At 71.2% G+C, this 23475-nt stretch carries 23 protein-coding genes and 1 tRNA gene; 13 read left to right on the top strand and 11 right to left on the bottom strand.

Annotated elements, in window-relative coordinates; genetic code table 11:
- Window positions 1-74 precede the first annotated feature (74 nt).
- From JAO81_RS34245 to JAO81_RS34235, 3 genes are all read right to left on the bottom strand, one after another.
- Window positions 75-611, bottom strand: coding sequence for a single-stranded DNA-binding protein (locus JAO81_RS34245; protein WP_199551880.1), 537 nt, complete (start codon window positions 609-611; stop codon window positions 75-77).
- A gap of 139 nt (window positions 612-750) precedes the next feature.
- Window positions 751-2655: a YfjP family GTPase gene (locus JAO81_RS34240; protein ID WP_199551879.1), complete on the bottom strand. Its 1905-nt coding sequence runs from the start codon at window positions 2653-2655 to the stop codon at window positions 751-753.
- A gap of 5 nt (window positions 2656-2660) precedes the next feature.
- Window positions 2661-4289: a GTPase domain-containing protein gene (locus tag JAO81_RS34235; protein WP_199551878.1), complete on the bottom strand. Its 1629-nt coding sequence runs from the start codon at window positions 4287-4289 to the stop codon at window positions 2661-2663.
- A gap of 468 nt (window positions 4290-4757) precedes the next feature.
- Between JAO81_RS34235 and JAO81_RS34230 the strand changes: the two genes are divergently transcribed.
- Window positions 4758-4833 (top strand) — tRNA-Arg (locus JAO81_RS34230).
- 271 nt (window positions 4834-5104) lie between these two features.
- Window positions 5105-5785, top strand: coding sequence for an SMI1/KNR4 family protein (locus tag JAO81_RS34225; RefSeq protein WP_199551877.1), 681 nt, complete (start codon window positions 5105-5107; stop codon window positions 5783-5785).
- A 6-nt stretch (window positions 5786-5791) separates the two neighbouring features.
- Here the strand turns inward: JAO81_RS34225 and JAO81_RS34220 are convergent, their stop codons facing one another.
- Entirely contained in the window at window positions 5792-6256 is a 465-nt protein-coding gene (locus JAO81_RS34220) for a hypothetical protein (RefSeq protein ID WP_199551876.1), read from the bottom strand.
- 156 nt (window positions 6257-6412) lie between these two features.
- Here JAO81_RS34220 and JAO81_RS34215 point away from each other — a divergent pair, with 156 nt between their 5' ends.
- Both JAO81_RS34215 and JAO81_RS34210 read left to right on the top strand, forming a co-directional pair.
- Window positions 6413-6646, top strand: a complete 234-nt coding sequence (locus JAO81_RS34215) for a hypothetical protein (protein WP_199551875.1) — start codon at window positions 6413-6415, stop codon at window positions 6644-6646.
- A gap of 113 nt (window positions 6647-6759) precedes the next feature.
- Window positions 6760-7509, top strand: coding sequence for a hypothetical protein (locus tag JAO81_RS34210; RefSeq protein WP_199551874.1), 750 nt, complete (start codon window positions 6760-6762; stop codon window positions 7507-7509).
- 333 nt (window positions 7510-7842) lie between these two features.
- Here the strand turns inward: JAO81_RS34210 and JAO81_RS34205 are convergent, their stop codons facing one another.
- Window positions 7843-8340 (bottom strand): hypothetical protein, encoded by a 498-nt coding sequence (locus JAO81_RS34205; protein ID WP_199551873.1) that lies wholly within the window; start codon window positions 8338-8340, stop codon window positions 7843-7845.
- A 127-nt stretch (window positions 8341-8467) separates the two neighbouring features.
- Complete coding sequence (locus JAO81_RS34200; protein WP_199551872.1) at window positions 8468-8881, bottom strand: hypothetical protein; 414 nt, start codon at window positions 8879-8881, stop codon at window positions 8468-8470.
- Between the two features lie 288 nt (window positions 8882-9169).
- Here JAO81_RS34200 and JAO81_RS34195 point away from each other — a divergent pair, with 288 nt between their 5' ends.
- Genes JAO81_RS34195 through JAO81_RS34185 form a run of 3 tightly spaced genes read left to right on the top strand, consistent with a single transcriptional unit; the run spans window position 9170 to window position 11428 of the window.
- Window positions 9170-9796: a pyridoxamine 5'-phosphate oxidase family protein gene (locus JAO81_RS34195; protein ID WP_199551871.1), complete on the top strand. Its 627-nt coding sequence runs from the start codon at window positions 9170-9172 to the stop codon at window positions 9794-9796.
- Between the two features lie 43 nt (window positions 9797-9839).
- Window positions 9840-10748: an alpha/beta fold hydrolase gene (locus tag JAO81_RS34190; RefSeq protein WP_199551870.1), complete on the top strand. Its 909-nt coding sequence runs from the start codon at window positions 9840-9842 to the stop codon at window positions 10746-10748.
- A 14-nt stretch (window positions 10749-10762) separates the two neighbouring features.
- Window positions 10763-11428, top strand: coding sequence for an ABATE domain-containing protein (locus tag JAO81_RS34185; RefSeq protein ID WP_233416327.1), 666 nt, complete (start codon window positions 10763-10765; stop codon window positions 11426-11428).
- A gap of 115 nt (window positions 11429-11543) precedes the next feature.
- Here JAO81_RS34185 and JAO81_RS34180 read toward each other — a convergent pair whose 3' ends face one another.
- Window positions 11544-13124, bottom strand: a complete 1581-nt coding sequence (locus tag JAO81_RS34180) for a S8 family serine peptidase (RefSeq protein ID WP_199551869.1) — start codon at window positions 13122-13124, stop codon at window positions 11544-11546.
- Window positions 13125-13388: 264 nt separating this feature from the next.
- On the opposite strand from JAO81_RS34180, the gene JAO81_RS34175 reads away from it, so the two are divergent.
- Window positions 13389-14471 (top strand): pyridoxal-phosphate dependent enzyme, encoded by a 1083-nt coding sequence (locus JAO81_RS34175; RefSeq protein ID WP_199551868.1) that lies wholly within the window; start codon window positions 13389-13391, stop codon window positions 14469-14471.
- A 29-nt stretch (window positions 14472-14500) separates the two neighbouring features.
- On the opposite strand, the gene JAO81_RS34170 is transcribed toward JAO81_RS34175, so the two are convergent.
- Both JAO81_RS34170 and JAO81_RS34165 read right to left on the bottom strand, forming a co-directional pair.
- Window positions 14501-15328, bottom strand: coding sequence for an aminoglycoside phosphotransferase family protein (locus JAO81_RS34170; RefSeq protein ID WP_199551867.1), 828 nt, complete (start codon window positions 15326-15328; stop codon window positions 14501-14503).
- Window positions 15329-15505: 177 nt separating this feature from the next.
- The gene (locus JAO81_RS34165; protein ID WP_199551866.1) at window positions 15506-16327 is read right to left on the bottom strand and encodes a sugar nucleotide-binding protein; all 822 of its coding nucleotides are present in this window, start codon (window positions 16325-16327) and stop codon (window positions 15506-15508) included.
- A gap of 49 nt (window positions 16328-16376) precedes the next feature.
- Here JAO81_RS34165 and JAO81_RS34160 point away from each other — a divergent pair, with 49 nt between their 5' ends.
- From JAO81_RS34160 to JAO81_RS34150, 3 genes are all read left to right on the top strand, one after another.
- Window positions 16377-16880 carry a putative immunity protein gene (locus JAO81_RS34160; protein WP_199551865.1) on the top strand — a complete coding sequence of 168 codons (504 nt, stop codon included), beginning with the start codon at window positions 16377-16379 and terminating at the stop codon, window positions 16878-16880.
- Between the two features lie 163 nt (window positions 16881-17043).
- A complete protein-coding gene (locus JAO81_RS34155; protein ID WP_199551864.1) occupies window positions 17044-17703 on the top strand; it encodes an acyltransferase in 660 nt (219 codons plus the stop codon).
- Complete coding sequence (locus tag JAO81_RS34150) at window positions 17700-18458, top strand: GDSL-type esterase/lipase family protein (protein ID WP_199551863.1); 759 nt, start codon at window positions 17700-17702, stop codon at window positions 18456-18458. The genes JAO81_RS34155 and JAO81_RS34150 overlap by 4 nt, the downstream gene beginning before the upstream one ends.
- Before the next feature lie 18 nt (window positions 18459-18476).
- On the opposite strand, the gene JAO81_RS34145 is transcribed toward JAO81_RS34150, so the two are convergent.
- Window positions 18477-19217: a DUF4239 domain-containing protein gene (locus tag JAO81_RS34145; RefSeq protein ID WP_199551862.1), complete on the bottom strand. Its 741-nt coding sequence runs from the start codon at window positions 19215-19217 to the stop codon at window positions 18477-18479.
- Window positions 19218-19242: 25 nt separating this feature from the next.
- Entirely contained in the window at window positions 19243-20613 is a 1371-nt protein-coding gene (locus tag JAO81_RS34140) for a hypothetical protein (protein WP_199551861.1), read from the bottom strand.
- Between the two features lie 192 nt (window positions 20614-20805).
- On the opposite strand from JAO81_RS34140, the gene JAO81_RS34135 reads away from it, so the two are divergent.
- On the top strand, window positions 20806-22275 hold the full coding sequence (locus JAO81_RS34135) for a hypothetical protein (protein ID WP_199551860.1): 1470 nt from the start codon (window positions 20806-20808) through the stop codon (window positions 22273-22275).
- A gap of 40 nt (window positions 22276-22315) precedes the next feature.
- The coding region (locus JAO81_RS34130; protein WP_199551859.1) for a hypothetical protein at window positions 22316-23475 on the top strand (1160 nt) is incomplete at its 3' end.

Genomic DNA, 23475 nt, shown 5'->3' with positions numbered 1-23475 from the left:
GCCGCCGACCGTCAGGCCTTGCGGAGGGCCGGTGTAGATCCTGTGAACGCTCCGGCCGCTCCACCACGTACACCTCAGAAAGCCGGCTCCGGCTCCCGGTCCGGCAGGAATCCCTCCTGGACACCCCCGGCCTCAGTGCCCGGTTCTCGCTCGAACTGAGGCTCCGCACTCCCCGGGGCCTCGCCGGCCCCGGCCCCAGCCTCGCCCGCCCCGACATCGCCCGCCCCGGCCGTCAGCGCCGGATTGGCCCGCGACACCCGCCGGAACGCTGCTGTGCCCCGCGACAGGTCATGCCCGAGCGCCAGCGCCTCGATATCGACGCCCAGCACGCTCTGCGTCCCCGACACCCCGCTCTCCTGCTTCACCTTCAACCGGCCCTGGATCACCACGGGATCGCCCAGGGACACCGACGACGCCACGTTCTCCGCGAGGCCCCGCCAGGCGAACACGGTGAGGAAATTGGTATGTCCGTCCCGCCAGTCCTGCGTCGCCCGGTCGTAGTACCGCGCCGTCGAAGCGAGCCGGAACCTGACCATCGCCCCGTTCGCCGTCACCCGCGTCACCGGCGCCGTCGCGACATTCCCCACGACCGTCACCAAGGTCTCGTTCATCCCGATCACCCTCCCCTGTGCGCGCATCCGCGCACGGCATGCGTACGGGCCCGCCCCGTACGGCTGCGGCCGAGACCTCCGGCGCTCCGCCGCGATCCCAGGCTGCACCGAACGGCACGAGCCCGCTCGAGCCTGTGGACTACCGGCTGGTTGTGGACAACTCCGTCACCCGCCCGAGGGATCCGACGGTCCCCGAACCCACCGAAAACGCCCCGGTACCGACTCCCGAACCTCCCGCGCCTCCGGAACCGCCCATCAGCGACGGCACCACCCCGAGCACCTTCATGTACTGCTCCCGCACCTCCCGGTACCGCAGCAGCTCCGACGCGACCGGATCGAGCACCCGCTGCCGCCCGCACGCCGCGGCCGCCTCCCGCAGCTTGCGCTCGGCCTCCTGTCCGTACCGTCGCGCGGGCCCGCGCGCGGCCATCCGGCAGGCCCACTCCACACAGGGACCGCCCACGATGCCCGCCATCATCAGCAGCACAGGAGCCGTCAGGTTCGGCTCGGCGACCCCGACGACCTGCCCGAACAGCCAGAGCCCGCCGACCACTTGGAGCAGGGTCATCAGGGCCTGCACCAGGACGGCCATCGGCCACCAGCCCGGCCGCGGCGGCTTGCGCGCGGGCAGCGCCGCATTCACCGCCAGCTCGTCGAGCGCCTCCGGCAGCCCCTCACCGCCCCGCGCCGCGGCGTCCCGTACCGCCTGCGCCCAGGGCGCCGGAAGACCTGCCGCCGCTTCGTCGCCGACCGTACGTACCGCCTGCTCGACGCGTTGGCGCGCCGTCGCCTCCTCGTCCACGGGCGCCGAGTCGTCCGGTGCGGCGGCGGGACCGGTGCGCTGCGCCTCGTACCAGCGCCAGAGCCTGAGCCACGGCGTACCGCACGCCTTGCTCGCCCCGCGCCGCCAGGACCGCTCGGCCGCCTCACCCGCGGCCCCCGCGCCCACCGCCTCGGAGAGCCGGTCCGCGAACTCCTCGCGCGCCCGCTCGCTCAGGCCGATCCGCCGGCCCGGCGCGTACACCGGCTTGAGCCGGCGGGCCGCCGCGTCCAGATCCGCCGAGATCCGCCGCGCGGCGGCGCCCCGCTCGGCGACGAACTGTCCGAGCGCATCACGCAGTTCGCCCACGCCGTCACCCGTCAGAGCGGACAGCGCGAGCACCGTCGCACCGGGCTCCCCGTGCTCGCCGAGCGCGATCCCGTCCTCGTCGAGCAGCCGGCGCAGATCGTCGAGGACCAGGTCGGCGGAGTCCCCGGGCAGCCGGTCCGTCTGGTTGAGGACCACGAACGTGACCTCGGCATGACCGGCGAGCGGCCGCAGATAGCGCTCGTGCAGGACGGCGTCCCCGTACTTCTCCGGGTCCACCACCCAGATCACCGCGTCGACGAGTTTCAGCATCCGGTCCACGTGCTCACGGTGTTCGACCGCGGCCGAGTCGTGGTCCGGCAGATCGATCAGTACGAGACCGGCGAGGCGAGGGTCGGGATCGGGCCCCTGGAGCGGCCGGCGCCGCAGGCGTCCGGGGATCTCGAGGCGGTCCAGGAGCGAGGCCGCCCCGTCGGACCAGCTGCAGGCCAGCGGCGCGGCGGTGGTCGGCCGACGCACCCCCGTATCCGAAATGGCCACCCCGGCAAGGGTGTTGAACAGCGTCGACTTCCCGCTGCCCGTCGCGCCCGCCACGGCCACCACGGTGTGCCGCTCGGACAGACCCCGCCGTGCCGCGGCCTGGTCGAGCACCTGCCCGGCCTCGGCGAGCGTGCGGCCGTCCAGGCGCGTACGCGAGAGCCCGACGAGCTCGCGCATCGCGTCGAGCCGGGCCCGCAGCGGCGCGTCGTAGGTCAGACCGCGCGAGTGGTACGCCTCCTCGCGCGCCCGGATCTCCTCCTCGGCCGCGACCCGCCGCGCGATCAGACCGTCGTCCCAGACGGTCTCCTCCGCCTCGGCGGCCTCCGTGACCTCCGCGCGCTCCGGGGATTCCGCTTCCGCGGCCGCTACGGACTCCGCGGGCTCCTGCCCGCCGGTGTGGTCAGTGACGGCAGTCATGGCGGTCACCTCTCCTTCTGCAGTACGGACAGCGCGGCGATCAACTCGGCCTGGGGTTCCGGATGGACGTCGAGGGTGTCGAGGGGGGCGAGTCGACGGTCCCGTTCGGCCTTCAGCGCCTTCTCCACGTACGAAGCGAGCAGCTTGCCCCCGCGATCGCGCAGCTTCAGCGCACCCTGCGCCCCGATCCGCTCGGCGAGCGACTCCCCCGCGGAACGCGCCCTGCGCCCGCCGAGCAGCGCCGTGGCGAGCAGCGCCGCCACGGGCTCGGCTTCAGCGGCGCCCGCCTTGCCCGAACGCGAGCTCGCGGACGGGTTGTCGAGGCCGCGCAGTTCCTCCTCGACGTACTCCTCGAGCACCCGCCGCCAGCGCCGCACGCTCAGCCCGATCCGGTGCTCCGCCCCTTCGCCGTCGCTCTCGCGCGCGGCCAACTCCCCTGCCGCCGCGTCCCGCTGCCATGCCTCGTCGATACGGCGGTCAGCGGCCGAGACGGCACACACAAGGACCGTGGCGAGGCTCTCCACCACGGCGTCGAGCAGCTCGCCCGCCGTGCAGTCGAGGGGATAGGCCCGCCACCGCGCGAGCGCCCCGCCGGCCAGCACCGCCCCGGCCTGCAGCCGCCCGCGCACCCGCGCCTGCTCGCTCTCGTACGCCTCGTCGACCACGGTCGTCAGACGTACCGAGGCGGCGTGCTGGGCGGCCACGGCGCTCGCGAGTTCGGGCATACGCGAGTTCAGCGAATCAAGCAGCCCCGTCGCCGTACGGCTGAGGGCGAAGCCCCTGGCCTGCTCATCCTGTACGCGATGAGTGAGCCAGGCCCGCAGAGGCGCCACGGCCGTGGCCGGCAGCAGCCCGCCGCCGCCCGTGGACTCGGGCAGTTCGGGCACGGTGAACCGGGGCACCTCCCCCAGACCGGCCTTCGCGAGCAGCGCCCCGTACTGCCGCGACACCTCCGCCACGACCTGATGCGGCACCCGGTCCAGCACGGTCACCAGCGCGGCGTCGTACTCCTTGGCGGTCCGCAGCAGATGCCAGGGCACGGCGTCGGCGTAGCGCGCGGCGGTCGTGACCATCACCCAGACGTCGGCGGCGCAGATCAACTCGGCGGCAAGGACCCGGTTCTCGGCGACGAGCGAGTCGATGTCGGGGGCGTCGAGCAGGGCGAGCCCGCGGGGCAACGTGGCCGCGGTCTCGACCCTCAGCGCCCGCTCACCGGGCTTGGCGGTCGCGTCGCGCCCACCCTTCTCGCTGCTTTGCGGCACCCATACGCGGGTGAGTTCGGGCAGTACGCGCAGGTCCGCGAACCAGTGGTGATCGTCCGGGTGGCAGACGAGCACCGGCGTCCGGGTCGTGGGCCGCAGCACTCCCGCCTCGCTGACCTGTCGTCCGACCAGCGAGTTCACCAGCGTGGACTTGCCGGCCCCGGTCGAGCCGCCGATCACGACGAGCAGCGGCGCTTCGGGCTGCTTGAGACGGGGCACGAGATAGTCGTCGAGCTGTGCGAGCAGCTCCTCCCGATTGGCCCGCGCCCGTGGCGCGCCCGCCAACGGAAGCGGAAAGCGCGCGGCGGCGACACGGTCGCGCAGGGCGGAGAGTGCGTCGAGCAGCTGAGGCCGTACGTCCAAGGTCACCACATGCGAAGAATGCCCAATTTTGTTTGGTTTCTGAAGGATATGGGACCCTCTGCGCGCCGATGGTCGTCTGATCGACACGATTCGCGTACGGAGGGACGTCTGTTCGCGTACGGAGGGACGTCCGTTCGCGTACGGAGCGATGCCTCTGTTCGCGCATGGGGAGACGCCTGTTCGCACATGGAGGGACGCCTGGAGGAGTGGAGCAATCGAGGCGACATCGAGGCAACCGGGACGACCGTGACGACTGGGGCGCAGGCATAACGAGTGCACAACACCCGAGGCGTGAGACGCCAAAAGCGATGCAGGATTCGTACCTGCCTGCGATTATCAGAAACCGCTTCACTGAAACTCCACATCGTGCCACGGAGCAGAAGCGCCCGGGACAGGGGGCGGCGACCCCTATCCTTGTCCCCGGCAAGGTCACGGATCTCCCCCCAGTCCGCCGTCCAAGCCACCGGCCACACACCGGCCCCCGTAGCTCAGTGGATAGAGCAGGCGCCTTCTAAGCGCTTGGCCGCAGGTTCGAGTCCTGCCGGGGGCGCCACCTACTGGCTCCGCTTCGGCGGGGCCTTTTTGCTGGTCAGGGGTGGTGTCGCTGGGTATGCGGAAGACCCGGCCGCTCCCATTGCGATCAAGGAACGGGACCGGGGCTGGCCGGCTGTGACCGGGTTTCTGCGGGTCGCTGTGCCGAATGCGTGTCGAAGTTTTCGGCGAGGGTCTCGGCGTAGGTCACTCGGTGGCCGTGGGCTGCACGGCTTGGCCCGGGCTTCGCACCCCGTGTTCAGCTGTCAGTGCCAGCCCGTAGGTTCCTGGGCATGACTGATCAGCGGTGGGTGGGGATCCGGCAACGGGTCGAGGCGGTGGGGGCGTCCCCGAGAAGCCGGGAGGTCTTCGGCACCCTGGGGCACAAGTGGGTCCTGGAGCAGCCACTCAGCCCTAGTGAGCTCGTGGAGCTCGAAGCGCAGATGAACGTGCATTTGCCGGAAGAGTTCCGCTTCTTCCTGCTGCAAGTGGGCGCGGGAGGGGCAGGTCCGGCGTACGGGGTGTTTCCGGTGCGCCGAGTACAGGGCCGCTGGCGGTGGGAGGGGGATGGTGCCGAGCTGGCCGACCTTTCCCGGCTGACCGAACCATTCCCCGATCGTGGCCCTGATCCAGACGTATTGGCACAGCTGGCGGCCCAATGCCCCGAGGAAGGGCACTTCGACGAAGAGGAAGAGTTCGACGACGCCATTGAGGCATGGGACGAACGCTGGGATGCCCTGATGTTCAACCCTGATCGCACCGTCGGCGCCATCCTCCTTTCCCACCGTGGCTGTGCGCTTCGCGATTGGCTGATCATTACCGGCCCGCATCGCGGCACGATGTGGGCCGATGACCGAGCCGACGAGGTGGACTTGGCCCCACGCGTGAACGATGACGGGACCCCAGTGACGTTCGCACAGTGGTATGTCGACTGGCTGGAGGAGGCCGAGCGCACAACGGGCTCCACGCCATAGGCCGCGTCAACGCGCTGTGCTACAGCAGGGAAGTACAGCAACCGGCCATGGGATCTCCTGAAGAACATCCTCAGGAGTCGGCGCGGCATCCGGGTAGTGCCGACGGATCTCTCGGAGAACCGAGGCGTCGGCCGTGCAGAGGTCCCAATTCGTGCTGTCGAACTCGCGCAGCACCACCATCAGCTGATCCCCTGCGTAGCCTGCGAAGTCGCCGTCAATGAACTGTTGGCCGGGTGCAACCATGGCCAGCAGTTCAAGAGTGCCAATCCCAGCGCCGGCGGCAGCCTCCTGAGCCTCGGCGAACCTGCTGTGTAGCTGGTCATCGTAGATCTGCACCTTCCAGGTGAGATCAAGCCCGAAGCTTCCCAGCCTTACGAGGAGTTCGGCCAGTGTGACGTAGTACCTGCGGGACTCGCCTTCTTGGTCGCCTGGCGGGCGATCACGCCAGGCCGCAAAGGTGACGGACTCCATTGCTCCGAGGCTCCTGACCATCTGCTGCGCCTCCCTTCACTGTCGCCCCTGCGCGGTGCACTTTCAGACTGATCTCTTTCCACCGCTCCTGCATGTCACTTTCGTACGACGGGTGAACGGCTAGGCCCTGCTGGCGCTCTTGGCTACAGTCCGGCCATGGCCACGACAGGCACTGGTCTGACATTCGCGGACAGTTTGCGGCACTTGAGCCGTCGCCCGTACCTCTTGGTACCTCTCGTGCCCGCCGCAATGGGCTCGATCTGGACACAGGCGCACCTCCACATCGCTCTCGCCGTGCCCGCCGGGATCCTGCTCACCGCTGTCGGCACGGCGCCAATGGTGTTCAGCCTCGAACGGCTCAAGGCCGTGAGCTGGCCGGCGGGCATGTGAGCTGGAGGTGCATGGCTTGCCGGATGCCTGGTGCGACGCCACTTGAGTCTGGCGGCCGTCCAAGGTCGGACCCAACGGCCGTTGCATCAGGACCGTTTGCTTGGATCGGTCGTATGACGGACTGGCCCAAGCTGCACCACGCCTACGGGACTGCCCAGGACATACCCGGGCTCTTCGCCGGCATCAGCCCGGATCCGCGGGATCCCGGGTGGGAAGCGTTGTGGTCCCGGCTGTGTCATCAGGGCACCGTTTACTCGGCCAGTTACGCGGCGCTCCCGGCACTTGCCGACTTGGCCAGGCGGTGGTCGGTCGTGGCGCGACGGTCGCCGCTGTACCTGGCCGGCGCCATCGTCGCCGCCGTCGACCGGCCCGACAGCGGAGATGACCCCCACCTGTCCCACTCTGCCGTGATCGCCGAGCTGCGCGAGCTGACCGAGGAAGCGCTGCGGGACCCAGGGCTGGTCGAGGACTCCCTGAACTACGTCCAACTGCTGGGGACTCTGCTCAGCTTCGAGGGCGTGCCGGTGTGGGGCGAGCAGATCGATGGGCTCAACGGCGAAGAGTACGAACTGCCCTGTCCCGCCTGCGAGACGGAGAACTTCATCGTCTTCGGCGAGCACGGGTACTTCTCGACCACGGACAGCATGTACATGCGCGACACTCCCGCCAAGCATCTCCCCCTTCGGCCACAGGCCCCTTCGGCGATGCGAGGCCTGGCCAGAAGGCTGCACACGCGCATGGCCGCGGACGGCCATCCCGGACTCGCGCACAAACTGACCTACGTCTTCGGCAACGCCCAGTGCGCGGAGTGCGAACTGTCCTTCAGCGTCGAGGAGGCCGTGGTCGCCCGCTGGGGCGCCTGATCCATGCGCCGAGCAGCTTCCTTCTCCCGCACCTTCGACAGCGCGTGTCGATAGCCGACGTACAGCCAGACCGCGGTTACGGCGAGGACGAGCCAGCAGAAGCGTGGAACCGCGTAGGGGGCGACCACCCAGATCTCGTTCGATTCAGCGCCCTGGTAGAGCTGTTCGTTTGCCGGGCCCCAGGGGGAGGCGGACCGCCCCCAGACGTAGGCAAGGGGAACGCAGGCCAAGAACGACACCGTCCAGGCGCCGACGAGTCCCGACGTCGTCACTCTGATTCTCGGCATGACCACTCCAGACGTCAGCATGGCAACACGGTGCCCGTGTCTGCCGTCATGCAATCGGACCGGGCAGCGCGGCATCAGGAGTCGGCATGATGTCAGTGAGGGTGTGCGGCCGCGGACTTGGGCATCCTTGCCCGGCTCCGGAGGCCTGGCCCGACGACAGCACCGCATGCACGAAGTCGGTCGGCGGCTGGTAGTCATGGGCCTGGACGTAGTGGGCGATCAGCTCAGGGGCCGCGTAGGCGACGCCGTCGCCCTTGACTCGTATCTCGGCGCTTCCTCTGGGGACTTCGAGACGCCTGGCCGAGAGGGGCGAGGTGCACCACGGGCAGAGATGGAAACCTCGGGTCTGCTGTGCCCGGTGGGTGCGGGTCATGTTCGTCAGCGCTTCCACCAGGCCTGGCAGTGGAGCACTCTTCGCGTACGCCTTGCCACGGTGGAGCCAGCCGACGTTCAGCAGCTTGAGGCCCTGCCAGGTGCCTGACGCCCTTGGATCCCCGTTGTCCCTGTCATACGCGTACGGAGTCAGGTCTGCGTAGTACGTCATGGCGTCGTCGAACTCCCGGATGAGTGGGCCTCGTTGGGGCTGAGCAGTCGTGCTGTCGCAGCGGTCCTGGGTCGGACGAGTCGGCCCGCCGTTGCCCGGCGATCAGCTCAGAACCCGCACGAACCAATCAGTTCAGAACCCGCACGAACCCACCCCGCGCCGTACCCGAGGACAGCAAGGTGGGCCAGTCGAGTTGGGTGGGGAGTTGAGACACCGACAGGACGATTGCTCCGCCTGCGTGTTCGGCGTCCGCGCACCAGTCGCCCATGCTGTTCGTGCCGCCGGCGTCGCTCGATGACGTATCGCCGTCGGCCTCGCCGATCACCGGCGCGGCCAGCGCGGGGACGACGAGGCCGTGGTCGCCCGGGCCGTCCACGACGCACAGGGTGAGGCGAGGGGCGATGCTCCAGCCCTCGCACAGCGGCACCGCCCCGTCGGCCGAGGTGAGCAGCGGCAGGGCGTCGTGAACGGGTGCGTCGGCCAGCAGCAGCACCGGCATCGCACCTCGGACGAACAGTGTGTTCTCAGGATCCAGCAGCACGGGAACACTCTCGCAGGCCGGGGCCGGCGAGCGGGAGCGGGGTCCGGGAGCGGGGTCCGGGAGCGGGGCCTGGAAGCGCCGGCCGGCCGGTGCGGCGTCGGCGTCGGCGGGGAGGTGAACCTCCACGGCCGCTGCCGGGCCCGCCACGGTGCGGTCTAAGTGCCACCAAGAAATATTCGCGAACCTGGAATCAACCTCAGTTTCTAACGGTTGAGAAGAATCACAAACGCTAGAACGGGCTTCAGTCCCCGACTCACTCCCCGACTCAGTCCCGACGAGAGGGCACCCATGAGCAACCGTTTCGCTCAGCTGGCCTTCACCCCGGCCGTCCAGCAGCACCAGCGACTGCACGGGAGCGACCGCGCCTACCGGCGGATGGCCGACGGCCCCGAAGCGGCCGACCCGGTCGGCCCCGACGAAGCGGCCTTCATCGCGCAGCGCGACAGTTTCTACCTCGCCACCGTCAGCGAAACCGGCTGGCCCTACATCCAGCACCGCGGCGGCCCGCGCGGGTTCCTCAAGGTGCTGGGCGAACACACCCTGGGTTTCGCGGACTTGAGGGGGAACCGTCAGTACATCACCCGCGGCAACCTCGACCACGACGGCCGCGTCGCCCTGTTCCTCATGGACTACACGCACCAGGCACGGCTCAAGATCCTCGGCCGCGCCCGCGTCGTCGAGGCGGCGGACGACCCCGCGACGCTCGCCGCGCTGACCGTCGACGGCTACCCCGGCCGGCCGGAACGAGCGGTGCTGATCGACGTCGAGGGCCACAACTGGAACTGCTCCCAGCACATCCCCCAACTCCTCCCCCGCGACGGCGTCGAAGAGGCGCTCGTCTCGCTCCACGACCGCATCGCCGACCTCGAACGCGAGAACGCCGAGCTGCGACAGCGGCTGCCCCAGCCCCAGTGATCTCCGCCGCAGGCCTTTCATCCGTAAGGGAATGGATCTCCAGATGAGCACCAGAGCCACGGCCACGCACCTCGTCCGCCACCACCCCGTCCGCCACCACACCGTCCAGATCCAGGGCTACGACGTCTTCTACCGCGAGGCGGGCGACCCGGCGAAGCCGGCGCTCGTGCTGCTGCACGGGTTCCCGTCGAGTTCGGCGATGTTCCGCAAGCTGCTCGCCGAGACCCGGCTGAGCGACGAGTACCACCTGATCGCCCCGGACCACATCGGCTTCGGGCAGTCGGCGATGCCGTCCCACGAGGAGTTCGGCTACTCCTTCGAGCGGCTCACCGAGATCACCCTCGGGCTGCTCGACAAGCTGGGCCTGGACAGGTTCGCCCTGTACATCCATGACTACGGGGCGCCGGTCGGGCTGCGTATCGCCTCCCGGCAGCCGGACCGTGTCACGGCGATCGTCACCCAGAGCGGGAACGCGTACATGGAGGGCTTCACCCCTTTCTGGGACGTGCTGTTCGCGCACGCCGAGGACCGTGCGGCGAACGAAGCGGCGGTACGCGAGCTGCTCACCGCGGACGCGACCCGCCGGCAGTACACCCACGGTGTGCCCGCCGACCGCCTCGACCGCGTGAGCCCCGACACCTGGGCCCTCGACCAGGCGTATCTGGACCGTCCGGGCAACAAGGAGATCCAGCTCCAGCTGTTCTGGGACTACCAGTTCAACCTCGGCGGCTACCCCGCCTTCCAGGAGTACTTCCGCACCCGTCGGCCACCGGTTCTCATCGCCTGGGGCGAGCACGACGAGATCTTCGGTGCCGACGGCGCCCGCGCCTTCCTGCGCGATCTGCCCGACGCGGAGCTGCACCTGCTCGATACGGGTCACTTCGCGCTCGAGACCCACGGCGAGGAGATCGCGGAGCTGATCCGCGGGTTCCTGCGCCGCGCCCTCGCCTGAGGACGGCCGGCTCGATGGGCGGCTCGATGGCCGGCTCGATGGCCGGCTCGATGGGCGGCTCGATGGGCGGCGGCGCCGACTACCCTGACGTGGTGCAGAAGGTCACCACGGGGCCACAGCTCGGCGAACCGTTGCCCATCGAGCTGGCCAACGCCACGTATGCCGTCAGGGGCCGCCCGCAGGACGGGCTGCGGACGGTGGAGCAGCTCGCGCTCTGGCTCGAGGGCGTGAACGGCCGGCTTCCGGTCCCGCTCTCCAAGTCCGTTCTGCGGTCGGTCGACGAGGCCGATCTGGAGCGGGCCCGTGAACTCCGGGAGGCCGTACGGTCCATCGCGGCCTGTGCCGTACGCGGCGCCCGGCCCCCGCAGGCCGCCCTGGACATGCTCAACGAGCGCGCCGCCGCCGCCCCGTGCTGGCGTGAGCTGCGGTGGGAGAAGTCGCCCGCATCGGCTCTCCAGCACGACGGCCCGCCCGTGACGGCGGTGCTCGCCTCGATCGCGCAGGGCGCCGTCGACCTGTTCGCCGGTCCCGGTCTCGACGACCTGCGTGCCTGCCACGGACCGGGCTGCGTCCTGTTCTTCGTCAAGGACCATCCGCGCCGCGAGTGGTGCTCCGCCGCCTGCGGCAACCGCGCACGGGCCGCCCGGCATTACGCACGCGTGCGGGAACAGAAAGCGTGAGGACGCGTACGGAACAGAAGGCGTGAGGACGCATACGGAACAGAAGGCGTGAGGAACCGCCCCGGACGAGGTCCGGGGCGGTCGCCCTCACGAGCCGTTCAGCGAACGGGGAGCCTCAGAACCGCAGCCCCCACGAGTCGATCTTTCCGGTGTCGTAGTTCGCGTTGTCGCTGACCCGGAGTTTCCACACGCCGTTGGCGACCTCGGAGGAGGCGTTCACGGTGTACGTGGTGTTGATGTTGTCGCTGCTGCCGCCCGTGCCGTAGGCCTTGAGGGTGTAGGCGGTGCCGTCCGGGGCGATCAGCTGGACGCGCAGGTCACCGATGTAGGTGTGCTGGATGACCACCGGGACCTGGAGCGTGGCCGGGGCGTTGCCCGTGACGCCGCTGACGGTGATCGGCGAGTCGACGGTGGCGTTGTCGGCGATCGCGTAGTCCGTGGCGTTGTCGAAGGCCTTGCCCGGCGGGTTGGTGGTGCCGCCGCCGACCTGCAGAAGGCGGTTGGGCGAGCCGGTACCCGGGCTGGTCACGACGCCGGTGCTGGTCGCGGCGACGAGGGCGTCACGGGTCTGGGCCGGGGTGGCCGACGGGTTCAGCGACTGGTGGATCGCCGCCGCGCCCGCGACGTGCGGGGAGGCCATCGACGTACCGGAGATGGAGTTGGTCGCGGTGTCCGAGGTGTTCCACGCCGAGGTGATCGAGGAGCCCGGGGCGAACAGGTCGAGCACCGAACCGTAGTTGGAGTAGCTCGCCTTGGCGTCGCTGCTCGTGGTCGCGCCGACCGTGATGGCCTCGGCGACGCGGGCGGGCGAGCGGGTCGAGGCGTCGGTGGACTCGTTGCCGGCGGCCACCGCGTAGGTGATGCCCGCGGCGATCGAGTTGCGTACGGCGGTGTCGATGGCCGAGTCGGCGCCGCCGCCGAGGCTCATGTTCGCGACGGCCGGCTTGACCGCGTTCCGGGTGACCCAGTCGATGCCCGCGACAACCTGGGCGGTGGTGCCGGAACCGGAGTTGTTCAGGACCCGGACGCCGACGACCTTCGCCTTCTTGGCCACACCGTAGGAACCGCCCGCGACCGTGCCGGCGACGTGCGTGCCGTGGCCGTGGCCGTCCTGGGCGGTGTTGTCGTTGTCGATCGCGTCGTAGCCGTACGAGGCACGGCCGCCGAAGTCGCTGTGGGTGATCCGGACACCGGTGTCGATGACGTAGACGGTGACGCCCTCACCGGCCTTGTCCGGATAGGTGTAACTCTGGTTCAGCGGCAGGGTCTTCTGGTCGATGCGGTCCAGGCCCCACGAGGGCGGGTTGGGCTGCGTCGCGGAGATCTTGAACGTGCGGTTCTGGGTGACCGATTCAACGGCCGGATCAGCGGCGAATCGTTCCGCCTCGGCCTCGGTGGCCTCGATCTCGTAGCCGTTGAGCGCCTCCTTGTACGTACGCTCGATCTGAGCGCCGTACTCCTTGGCAAGCGCCTTGCCCTTCGCGGAGTCCGACTTCGCGGCGTCCTTGTCGAGCGTGACGATGTAGCTGTTCGGTATCGCTCCCGATGCGCCGGCGTTCTCTATCTTGCCGACGGGAGCCGCGCCTGCGTGGGGGGCGGAGACGAGGCCGAGGGCGAGGGCCGCAACGGCCGTCGCGCCGACGCTTGCCAGTGATCTGCCTGCCAGTCTTCGCCGTGCGGGACGCTTCTGTGCCATCTGAGGGGTCCTCCTCGTGGATGGTGCACTGGTGGGGGGGTGGTGCGGGGGGTGCGTGGAACGGACGCTCCGGCGGTCCTCACGAGTGCCGTCACGGCTGCCTCATGGGCATGCCAATCCGTTACCCGTCCGTAGCCGCCGGATCGCTGAGCGAAAGGTTGGCTGATCCATAGGAATCCCACAAGGGTCCTGCACATACGTAACAGAGCCGCCATGCCACCGACATGACGCATCGTCATCACACGGCGCGATTAGCGTGTGTTCATGACTTCATTGCCGGATTACGTTTGCCCGCAGGACGGCACGCGAGTGCCCGGCGGCACCCTCGCCTGGTGCTGCCCCGTCTGCGAAGGGCCCCTCGACCTGGACTTCCATCCCACGCCCGGCGATCTGAAGACCCTGGGCGGCAGGGTCAACTCCCTGTGGCGGTACAGGTCTTCGCTTCCGCTCGCAAACCCCTCCATGAGCCTCGGCGAGGGGCGTACGCCACTGGTCGCGCTGACCGGGCAGGTTTCGGCCAAACTCGACTTCCTGATGCCGACGCTGTCCTTCAAGGACCGTGGCGCGGTGATGCTCGCCGAACTCGCGTCGCGCCTGGGCCCCGAGCAGGTCATCGCGGACAGCAGCGGCAACGCGGGGCGTGCGGTGGCGGCGTACTGCGCCCGCGCCTCACTGCCCTGCACCGTGTACGTTCCGGCCGGTACCGCCGCCAAGAAGCTCACCGCGATCCGGCAGTTCGGCGCGCAGGTCGAAGAGGTGCCCGGCGACCGTGAGGCGACGGCCCGCGCGGCCCGCGCGGCGGCGGACTCCCCCGGCACCTTCTACGCCTCGCATGTGCACAATCCGTACTTCCTGCACGGCACCAAGACGTACGTCTTCGAGATCTGGGAGGACCTCGGCGGACGCCTGCCGGACGCCCTCGTGGTCCCCGTCGGCAACGGCACCCTGCTGCTCGGCGCCGCCCTCGCCCTGCGCGAACTGCACACGGCCGGCCTGATCGACCGGCTGCCCGCGCTGTACGCGGTGCAGGCCGAGGCGGTCGCGCCGCTGGCCCGCGCGTGGGCGGCCGGGGCGGCCGACCTGACGGATCCGGCGCCGCTGCGGGACACCGCGGCCGCCGGCATCGCGATCCCGCACCCGCCGCGTGCGCGTCAGATCCTTTCCGCCGTACGGGAGTTCGGCGGCGGCTTCCTCACGGTGCCCGAGCCCGACCTGGACGCGGCCCGCCGTGACCTGGCCCGGCGCGGGCTCGCCGTGGAGCCGACGGCGGTGGCGTGCTGGGCGGCGGTGCGGACGGGGGTGCTCGGGTCGCGGTCGGTGGTGCTGCCGCTGTGCGGGGCGGGGTGAGCGAAGGGGCCGAAAAGGGGACAGGGGCCTCAGCGGCCGAGGGCGGCGCGCATCCGGTCGAGGCCTTCCGCCCGCCAGTGGTCCCGGTCGGGCATCCGGTCGTCCTCGCGCCAGCGCCAGGCCGAGAACAACGCCCAGTTGAGGGCGCGGCACCGACGGACGAGCGCGAGATCGGCCCCGGCGTAGTGCGCGTCCACGGCTTCGGGCGCGTGGGCGAGGTCGAACTCGACCGGTCCGCGGCAGCACGTGGCGAGGTCCACGAAGAGCGGCCCCTCCCTCGTGCCGAGGAGGTTGCCCGGGTGCGGCTCGCCGTGCAGCAGCTGGTCCCGCTCCGGGTCGCTGCCGATCGCGGACGCCAGACCGGCGAGCGTGGCACTGAGGAAATCCCGTTCCATCGCGGGCAGTTCGGGTGAGCGGTCGAGGTCGTCCACCTCGCGCAGTGCGGCGTCGACCCGCTCGGTGAAATGCGGTGCGTCAAGGTCGGTCCGGCGCAGGGCGGCATGGTGGCGCCTGAGCGCATCGGCGTACGCGGCCGGCGCGATCTCCGTACCGGCGGACTCGTAGTACCTCCACAGCGAGATGACGAAGCCGTCGCGCAGATGGACTCCGGGATCGACCCGGGACTCGAGCTCGCCCACCGGAGCCCCGGCCGCGGTGACCCGCCGGGCCACCTCCACCTCGAACTCGAACCCGTCCGCCTGCGCGGGCCCGACCCGGGCCAGCACGTCACACGGCAGCAGGCGCAGGGCGGCTCGGTCCGAGTCGTGGACGATCACGATGTCGTCGACCCGCAGCCCCAGCTCGAGTGCGGTCCTGCGCACCGCGTCCACCGCGCGCCCGCGTCGCTCCACCTCCATGCCACCCTCCCCTCGCCCGCCGTGCCGTTCCCGGAGGTCTCCGTGCCGTTCCCGGAGATCACCATGCCGTCCCGGAGATCACCGAGCCTAGAGGTCGCCGTGGCGAAGGACCGACCCTTTCCTATGCGTAACCCTCGATCAAGACCCCATGCCTCCTGCCTCCTGCCTCCTGCCCCCTCAGCCGAGGAACTCGCGCGCACCACGCAGCCTCGTCCTCAACTGCCGCTGCGTCGCCGAGCTGTCGAGGCGTACATCGACGGGGCCGGGGTGCGGGGTGTCCGTGCGAAGACCGGTGGGGAGGCGGGTGGGGTCGAGGCCGTCGCGACGGGCGATGAGGACGCCGAGCTCATGGCGGCTGAGGGCGTCCGGGCCCGCGAGGTGGAACATTCCGGGTGCGCCGCGGAGCGCGAGCTCCCACAACGCGGCCGCCAGATCGGTCACATGGACCGGGCAGCGGATGTCGTCGGTGAAGAGCGCACCCTCACGGGAGCCGACGGCCAAGGCGTGCACCAGGCGTTCGTGCGGGGACCGGCCGTGGCCGATGATCAAAGAGGTGCGCGCCACGGCCGCTTCGGGTGCCAGGTGGCGTACGGCCGTCTCCGCGGCGGCCTTTGCCGCGCCGTACGGGGTGAGCGGGTCGGGCGGACAGCTCTCGTCGTAGTGCGTGCGGGCGCCGGAGAACACCGCGTCGCTCGAGACATGGACGAGGCGGCGGCCTTGCCCGGCGGCGGCCAGCGCGACGTGGGCCGCGCCGTCGGCGGTGGTCTCCCAATGCGCCCCGCCGCTCGACGCGTTGAGCACCACCGAGGGTGCGACGTCGGCGATCAGCCCCGCCACGTCCGCCGCGTGCCTGACGTCGAGGTGCCGCCATGCGACGTCGGGGGACGTGTCGGGGCGCCGGGTGGCGAACGTGGCCGCCGTCTCGTGGCCCGCCGCCACGGCCCGGCGGATCAGTTCAGTGCCCAGGAAGCCACTGCCGCCGATGATCAGGACCCTCATACGGGGAGAGTAGAAGCAGCGAGGTGCCGATGTCCGAGGAGGGGCAGCAGTGATTCTTCCCAAGGTGCGCGATCCGCGGTTCGTGACCCTGCGGCGGGGCGGGACCCTCACCGATGCGGATCACCACCTGCTCGCGCTGTGGGCCGCCGAGTGTGCGGAGCATGTGCTCGGGTTGTTCGAGGCCGGGGTGCCCGGGGACGCGCGGCCTCGGGAGGCGATCGGGGCCGCGCGGGCGTGGGTGCGGGGTGAGCTCAAGATGATGGAGGCCAGGGCGGCGGGTGGTCATGCCATGGGCGCGGCAAGGGAGTTGCGCGGGGCGGCGCGGCACGCGGCGTATGCCGCCGGGCAGGCCGCGTGCGTCGCGCATGTCGCCGCGCATGAGCTCGGTGCGGCCGCGTATGCCATCAAGGCGGTACGGGCCGCCGAAGGGGACGCCGCGGGACGGGCCGAGTGCCGTTGGCAGCGGGGGCGGCTGCCCGAGCCGATCCGGGAGCTCGTCCTCGACGACCAGCGGCTGCGGAACGAGATCTGCTGGTCCGTGTTCGAGGGCTAGGGCGTCTCTTTCGGATCTTGCCGGCCGCGGGAGCGACACCCTCTGCGGATACCGAAGCGGGGTCCGGGGCGAGTGCTGTCCGCGTTGGGCCGGACGATGGAATGTGCGCCGCCGGTCTCGGCGTCTGTGATCGGCGGCCGGGCGCAGGGGTTATCCAGTCCTCATGTCAGTCCCGCTGGTGCACCGTCTGTGCAGCGCCCTCGTGCAGCGTGCCTGGGCCTTCGCCGAGACGTACGGGCGGGTGTCCGCGGCACGGCCCGGGCCCTATCGGTTCGCACGGCTCGGGGAAGGGGCGTGCTTCGCGTTTCCGCCGGGGGCCGTGTTCGGTGAACGGGCCATCGCCATCGGTGCGGGGACCCTCGTCGGGGCGCAGGTCAGCATCTCGGCCGGGTTCTTCGGACCGGGGCAGCAGCCGGAGCCGGAGCTCGTGGTCCGGATCGGGGCGCGGTGCTGTGTGGGCCGGGGCAGCCACATCGTGGGGCACCGGTCCGTCACGATCGGCGATGACGTGTTCCTCGGGCCGTATGTCTACGTGACGGACCAGAACCATACGTACACCGATCCGGACACCCCCGTCGGAAGCCAGCCACCGGCCAACTCCCCCGTGGTCATCGGCGACGGCTGCTGGCTCGGCACCGGGGCGATCGTGCTGCCGGGGACCACCCTCGGCCGCAATGTGGTGGTCGCGGGCGGTGCCGTGGTGCGCGGCACGTTCCCCGACCACTGTGTGGTGGCCGGGGTGCCGGCGCGTGTCGTGCGGCGGTATCTGCCCGGCGAGGGCTGGCTGAAGGATCCCTCCACCCACGCAAGGAGCGTCACATGAAGAAGCCGGCCGAGGGCGACATCCCTCTCATGATCGTCGGAGATTCGATCAGTCACGGCAGCAGCGGCGACTGGACCTGGCGGTACTTCTTCTGGAAGCACCTGAAGAACCAGGGACTGAGCATCGATCTCGTCGGCCCCAAGGACACCTTGGACAACGCCCGCACCGCGGAGGTCGGTGACGACGACGCCACGTACGCCGATCCCGACTTCGACCGTGACCACGACGCCCAGTGGGGGCGCCCGTACGTCCAGGAGAAGGACGTCATCGAGGAGAAGGTCGCCGAGCACGAGCCGGAGTACCTGCTCGTACTGCTCGGGATCAACGACCTGTTCTGGTACGGCGTGACGCCTCCTCAGTTCGCCGCGAACCTGCGGGAGTTCCTGGACAACGCGCGCCGGCCCGCCCCCGGCCTGAAGGTCCTGATCGGGACCGTGCTCGAGACGCAGAAGGCCCTGGACGACCCGGAGTTCGCGGCCCTCGTCGCCGCGACGAACGAGGTGCTGCGCAAGGTCGCCGCCGAGGAGGGTGTCCCGGTGGCCGAGACCGCCGCGGAGTTCCGCGCACCCGAGCACACCTGGGACGGCACCCACCCCAACCCCAACGGTGAGCTCCGTATCGCCGCCGCCTTCGCCGACAAGCTCGCGGAGGCATACGGCCTGGGCGCGCCCTATCCGCGTCCTCTGCCGGTGCTCGACGCGGTCGATCCGAGCGCGAAGGCTCCGGTGGACAGTCCGGCGAGCGAGGCGAGTTGAGGGGCGAGCGCCCGACGGTCAGAAGTACCGCGTGAACGCGTCCGGCCCCACCGCGAACATTCCCGTGAAGGGGCTGTCGAGCTGATAGATCAGCAGCACGGTGAACGTGATCAGCGCGGACAGGCCCATCACCATCACGACATGGGTGAAGCTGCGCTTGACGCCGAACATGAACATGAAGGCGACCGTGAGCAGTCCGCCGACGATCAGTCCGAGCCAGATCACCGGCGACAGGCTCTCCCCCGCGTCGGACTCACGGCCTCGGCGCGCATCGTCCAGGGTGCCGAGCTGGCCCAACGTCTCCAGTCCTGCGACCTGTTGGGCCGGGGTCGCGTCGGCGGGGAGCTGCGCGGCGGCGCGTACGTCGTTCAGGAGGTGCCAGCCGGTGTCGTCGGGCTGCTCGCCCTCGGCCATCACCGGCCATTCGGCTTCGGTGACGTGCCGCGCGTAGGTCTCGATCCGGTCGCGCAGGGCCCCGGCCTGCGAGGGCGCCAGTCCGTCGGAGAGCAGGTGGATCTGGTGCGCGGCGCTCGCCTCGGCGGCGGTGTGGTCCTCCGCCGTCGAATGGCTGTCCCAGACGGAGACGAGAGCCAGGCCCAGGATGAGCGCGTAGAGGACGCCGACCATCATCGAGATGTACTCGGCCACGTCCTCGCGGGGTTCGTCGTCGGGGCCCAGCGGCCAGAAGCGGTGCTTGACGAGGACGACGGCCGCGGCGAGCAGGGCGACGCCGACGACGATGGCGAGGGTCTCGATCATCCGGTGGTGGTCCGTCCTGTTCGGTTCAGCGCCTGCGCGCGCCGAGCACCGCGGCCGCCAGGGCCGCGGGCAGCAGTACGAGGAACAGCGCGGTCAGCAGGCCGAGTCCGGTCGGGCTGTGGTCCGGGCGGACGAACAGACCGAGCAGCGGGTTGCGGGCGGGGGTCTGCGCGGCGGGTGGGTCACCCGGCGGGTTCACGGCAGGGGGTACGGCTGGAGGCATGGCGGGCGGCAGGCCGGGAGGTACGGCGGGCAGCAACGCGGGCGGCGCGGCCGGGGCCACGAAGGGCGGTGCGACCGCGGCGGGGGGCAAAGGCACGGCGGGCGGCGGAGGTACGGCGCCCAGCACTGCCGCCGCACCCGGCGGCGGCATCAGGAGCGCAAGCGCCTCGGCGGGCGGCGGCACGACGACCGGCGCGGTGACGGGTGGCCTCGGGACAGGGGCCGTCGAGGGCGGCGGAGGCGTGGCGGGGCGCACCGGACGCGAGCGCGGCGGTGGCGGAGCCGGGAGGGTGAAGCGGGCGGTGGCGCGTGCCGTGAGGTTCGCCGGGCGTGCCAGGCGGCCCTGTGGGGTGAGCGTGCGGAGGCGGTCGTTGCCGACGGCCGTGCCGTGGCTGGTGTAGCGGCCGGGTGCGCGGGTGACGCGCGCCGTGCAGTGGACCGTGGCGCCCGGGGAGAGGCGGGCGACGACCGCGCGTCCGCCGGCGCAGCTGATGCGGGCGGGGGCGAGCGCGGAGTCGGTGAGCCGGATGTCGTGCAGGGCGCGGTTGCCGGGGTTGGTCAGGGTGTAGCGGACCTCGGCCGCGCGGGCGCCGGTCACCCGCGCGGATTCCGTGAGGCGCAGGCCCGCGCCGACGCCCGCGTATCCGGCGCGCGCGTGGGCTCGTACGGTCTCGTTCAGATGCGGCTGGCGGCCGGTCGCCCGCACGGTGCCGGTCCAGGTCCCCGGGCGCGCGCGGCCGGCCGCCGTGCAGCGCACCGAGCGCAGCCCGGTCAGCAGGCGTACCTCGCTGCCGCCGCGGGGGCGGGGGACCCGGGCGCGGGGCGGGGGGGGGCCGAGGACGCGGATGCCGTAGAGGTCCGCGCCGGCGCGGTTGGTCAGGTGGTACGTGGTGACGACCGGGGCGTGGGTGCGGATGCCATGCCGTACGGCTTCGGTCCCGGGGCGGGCGTTGACGGTCACGGTGAGACCGAGCCCGGTGGTGCCTGGTCCGTACGGGGAAGCGGCACCCGGGCCGTACGCATGCGTGGCGCCCGGGCCGTACGCCTGCGTAACACCGAGGCCGTACGCATACGCGGCGTCCGGCGTGGTCCAGGCCCAAGAGGCCACGCTCATGAGCACGCACAGCAGGAGGCGCCGCATCGTCGCCGTACCGCCCCGCCGTTCGATGATCACACCGGAGATCCTTGGCGGCCCCGGCGCCGCGGCAGGGCGCTGGCACGCGCACACCCTGCGTGATTCACCCGTTCGGGTGCCCGGATCCTGCCGCCGGGCCCGCGCGTGGATGTACTGCTGGGGACGACTTCGTGGCCGGATCCGGGACCGCCCGGGCGGCCGCCCGCCGAATCCAGGACGAGGTGTGTGGTGGTGGCAGGGCAGGTGGGGACAGAGGCCGGGCCCGGCGAGACAGGTGACCGGAAAGACGAGACGGGCGGCCGGAGACGACCGGGCGGGACGGGTGACGGGAAACCGCGGAGCGACCAGGCCGCTCAGGGGTGCGATCCGGACCTCCTCATCGCCACCTCCGTCCTGCCCGCGGACGCCGCGCCCGCCCCCGGGCAGGGCGGCGCCGAGCTGACGGCCGCCTGTGCGAGCTGGCGGTCCGGCGCGCAGGCCGTCCGGCGACCCGGCTGGGCGCTCGGCACCGCGCTCGCGGCGGCGCGGGCCCTGACGAACCCCGCCGGGCTCGGACTCGCACCGAACGGCGGCGCTCTCGGCGAGACGGTCCGCTCTCTCGGCGCCCTCACCCGGCTGCGGCCGGCCGGTGTCGCGATGGCGGTGGACGCGTTCGCGCTGCGGATCGAGGCGGCGGCGAAGGAGCATCCCAACCTCGCGACACCGCTCGCGAAACGGCTCACCGACGCGGTCATCGCCGGACGCCGCGTCCAAGCGCTGCGCGCGGCAAGGGAGTTGAGCGACCTGATGGGTGTGACGCGCACCCTGACCACGCTCAGCCCGGTCCTGATGGAACTGCTCGCGCTGAACGGGCTGCTCGACGAGAACCCGACCAACGACCACTTCGCCTGGGTGACACTGGCCGGCGGAATCCCGACCACCGACCCGCTGTTCGGACTGCCCGCCGGGCTGATCCGGCATCTCAACCCGGGTCCCGGGCGGGCCGAGCGGGCCGAGCCCGACCCCGTACTCGAGAAGGTGCTCGCGCGGTCGGGCAACGACATCGTCCGCTACATCGAGGACATCTGCGGGCTCGGCAACCACGGACTCGCGCTGCTGCGCAGCATCGCCTGCACGGACGGCACGCAGCGGTACGTCGTGCTGCTGCCGGGCACAAGTTTCGGACGGCTGAGCAACAGCACTCCGCAGGACCTGGTCGGCGCGTTCGACGGGGTGCTGCGCACCGACACCACGTACACGCGGGCCGTGAAGCAGATGCTGCTGCGCGCGGGGGTGCCCGCGGGCGCGGAGGTGATGGCCGTCGGGCACAGTCTCGGCGGGATCACCGCGATGAATCTCGCCTGCGACGTCGAGTTCGTGTCGACGTACCGCCTCACGCATGTGATCACCGTCGGCTCGCCGATCGACAACAAGCGGCCCGTCGACCCGGCCGTCCGTGTCATCAGCCTCGTCAACAAGTACGACGTCATCCCCGGGCTGGACGGGCGCGGGCCCGCCTCGGCCAACGAAGTGCCGGACAACTGGCTGGAGTTGGCCTGGACCGACGAGACGTACGACTACCCGCTCTCGCACGCTCCCCAGGCTTACGCGGACACGCTCGACAGCCCCGAACTCCCGTTCCGCGCGCAGGTCAACGAGCTGATCACGGCGTACGAGGGAGAGGTCCTCACCAATCAGCCCTACCAACTGCGCGACAAATGAACCGCTCCCCGCACCCCGGGACCCCGCAGGAAGGCCGGCCATGAGTGCCCAGGACACGACCTCCACCGCACCCGCCACCCCCAAGGTGTCGTGGCCGCTGGAGGGCGCCCTCGTCAGCGCGGCCCTGGCCGCTCAGCGCATCCAGTGGATCGACGCACCGGCGCGCGCGCTCGGGCTCACGCCGTTCACGCGGCGGCAGTTGACGCGGCAGGCCCTCGCACAGGTACGGCGCACGTCCGGCGGCCGTCCGGCCCGGGTCCACACCGCGTTCGGCAGCTTCCTGATGCCGTTCGACGCCGACGACGCGCGCAGTCTGATCGCCGCCGCCGTCGACGCGCACGCCCAGGGCACTGTCTCCGCGTTCACCGACGACGGCACCCGCATCCACCTCGCGCCGCACACCCCGCTCGCCGTGCCGGTCGCGGCGCTGCGCGCGCACGTACTCGAGGTCGCCGCGGACACGGCCGGTGCGCTTCTGGCCGCGCGGCAGGCCGACTCCTCGCTGCTGCCGCAGGACTGGGAGAGCCATGTACGGCGTGCGGCACGCCGGATCGTCCTGGGTGACGAGGCCGCTCCCGACGCCCTCATCAGCGACATCCTGGACGCCACGGTGCACGCCGCCGACGAGGAGGAACACGAGGCCCGCAAGGCTGCGTTGCACCGCCGTCTCCCCTTGTACGCGGCGTACGCGCCGGTCGGCGAGACGGCCGTGGAGCACGCGCTCCAGGTCGTGACGCAGGCACTCACCGAGACGGCCGCGCAGGCGCTCGCCCTGATGGCCGGACAGCCGCGGCAGCCCGCCGCGGACCCCGTGGAGCAGGCCGTCTCCGAGGCGCTGCGCCACTACCCGCCGCTGAGCGCCACCAGGCACCGCGTCCTCTCCCCGTTCACCTGGCACGGCATGACCATCGACGCGGGCACCGAGATCCTCTGCGCCACGACCTGGCTGCGCGACCTCGACGACACGCATGGGCATCTGCACCTGGACCCGTCCACCGCCCTGTGCGCCGCACCCGCGCCCTGCGATGCGGCCGGGCTCGCGATCCTCGCCGCCGGCGCACTGCTCCGCGGCCTCACCCGGGACGCCGAACCCGCGGTCCACGCACCGCGGTTGACCCCTGGCGCGCCGCCCGCCTCGCTGCCTGCCCGCTCACTGCGCCTCGCGCTCGTCGACCGAGCGGGGCCCGACCGCGCGGGCGC

The sequence above is a fragment of the Streptomyces sp. N35 genome (genome assembly GCF_016464295.1).
In the GTDB taxonomy this organism is placed as follows: Bacteria; Actinomycetota; Actinomycetes; order Streptomycetales; family Streptomycetaceae; genus Streptomyces.
The sequence above is the reverse complement of the archived record's forward strand: the minus strand, read 5'-3'. Positions and strand labels throughout refer to the sequence as shown.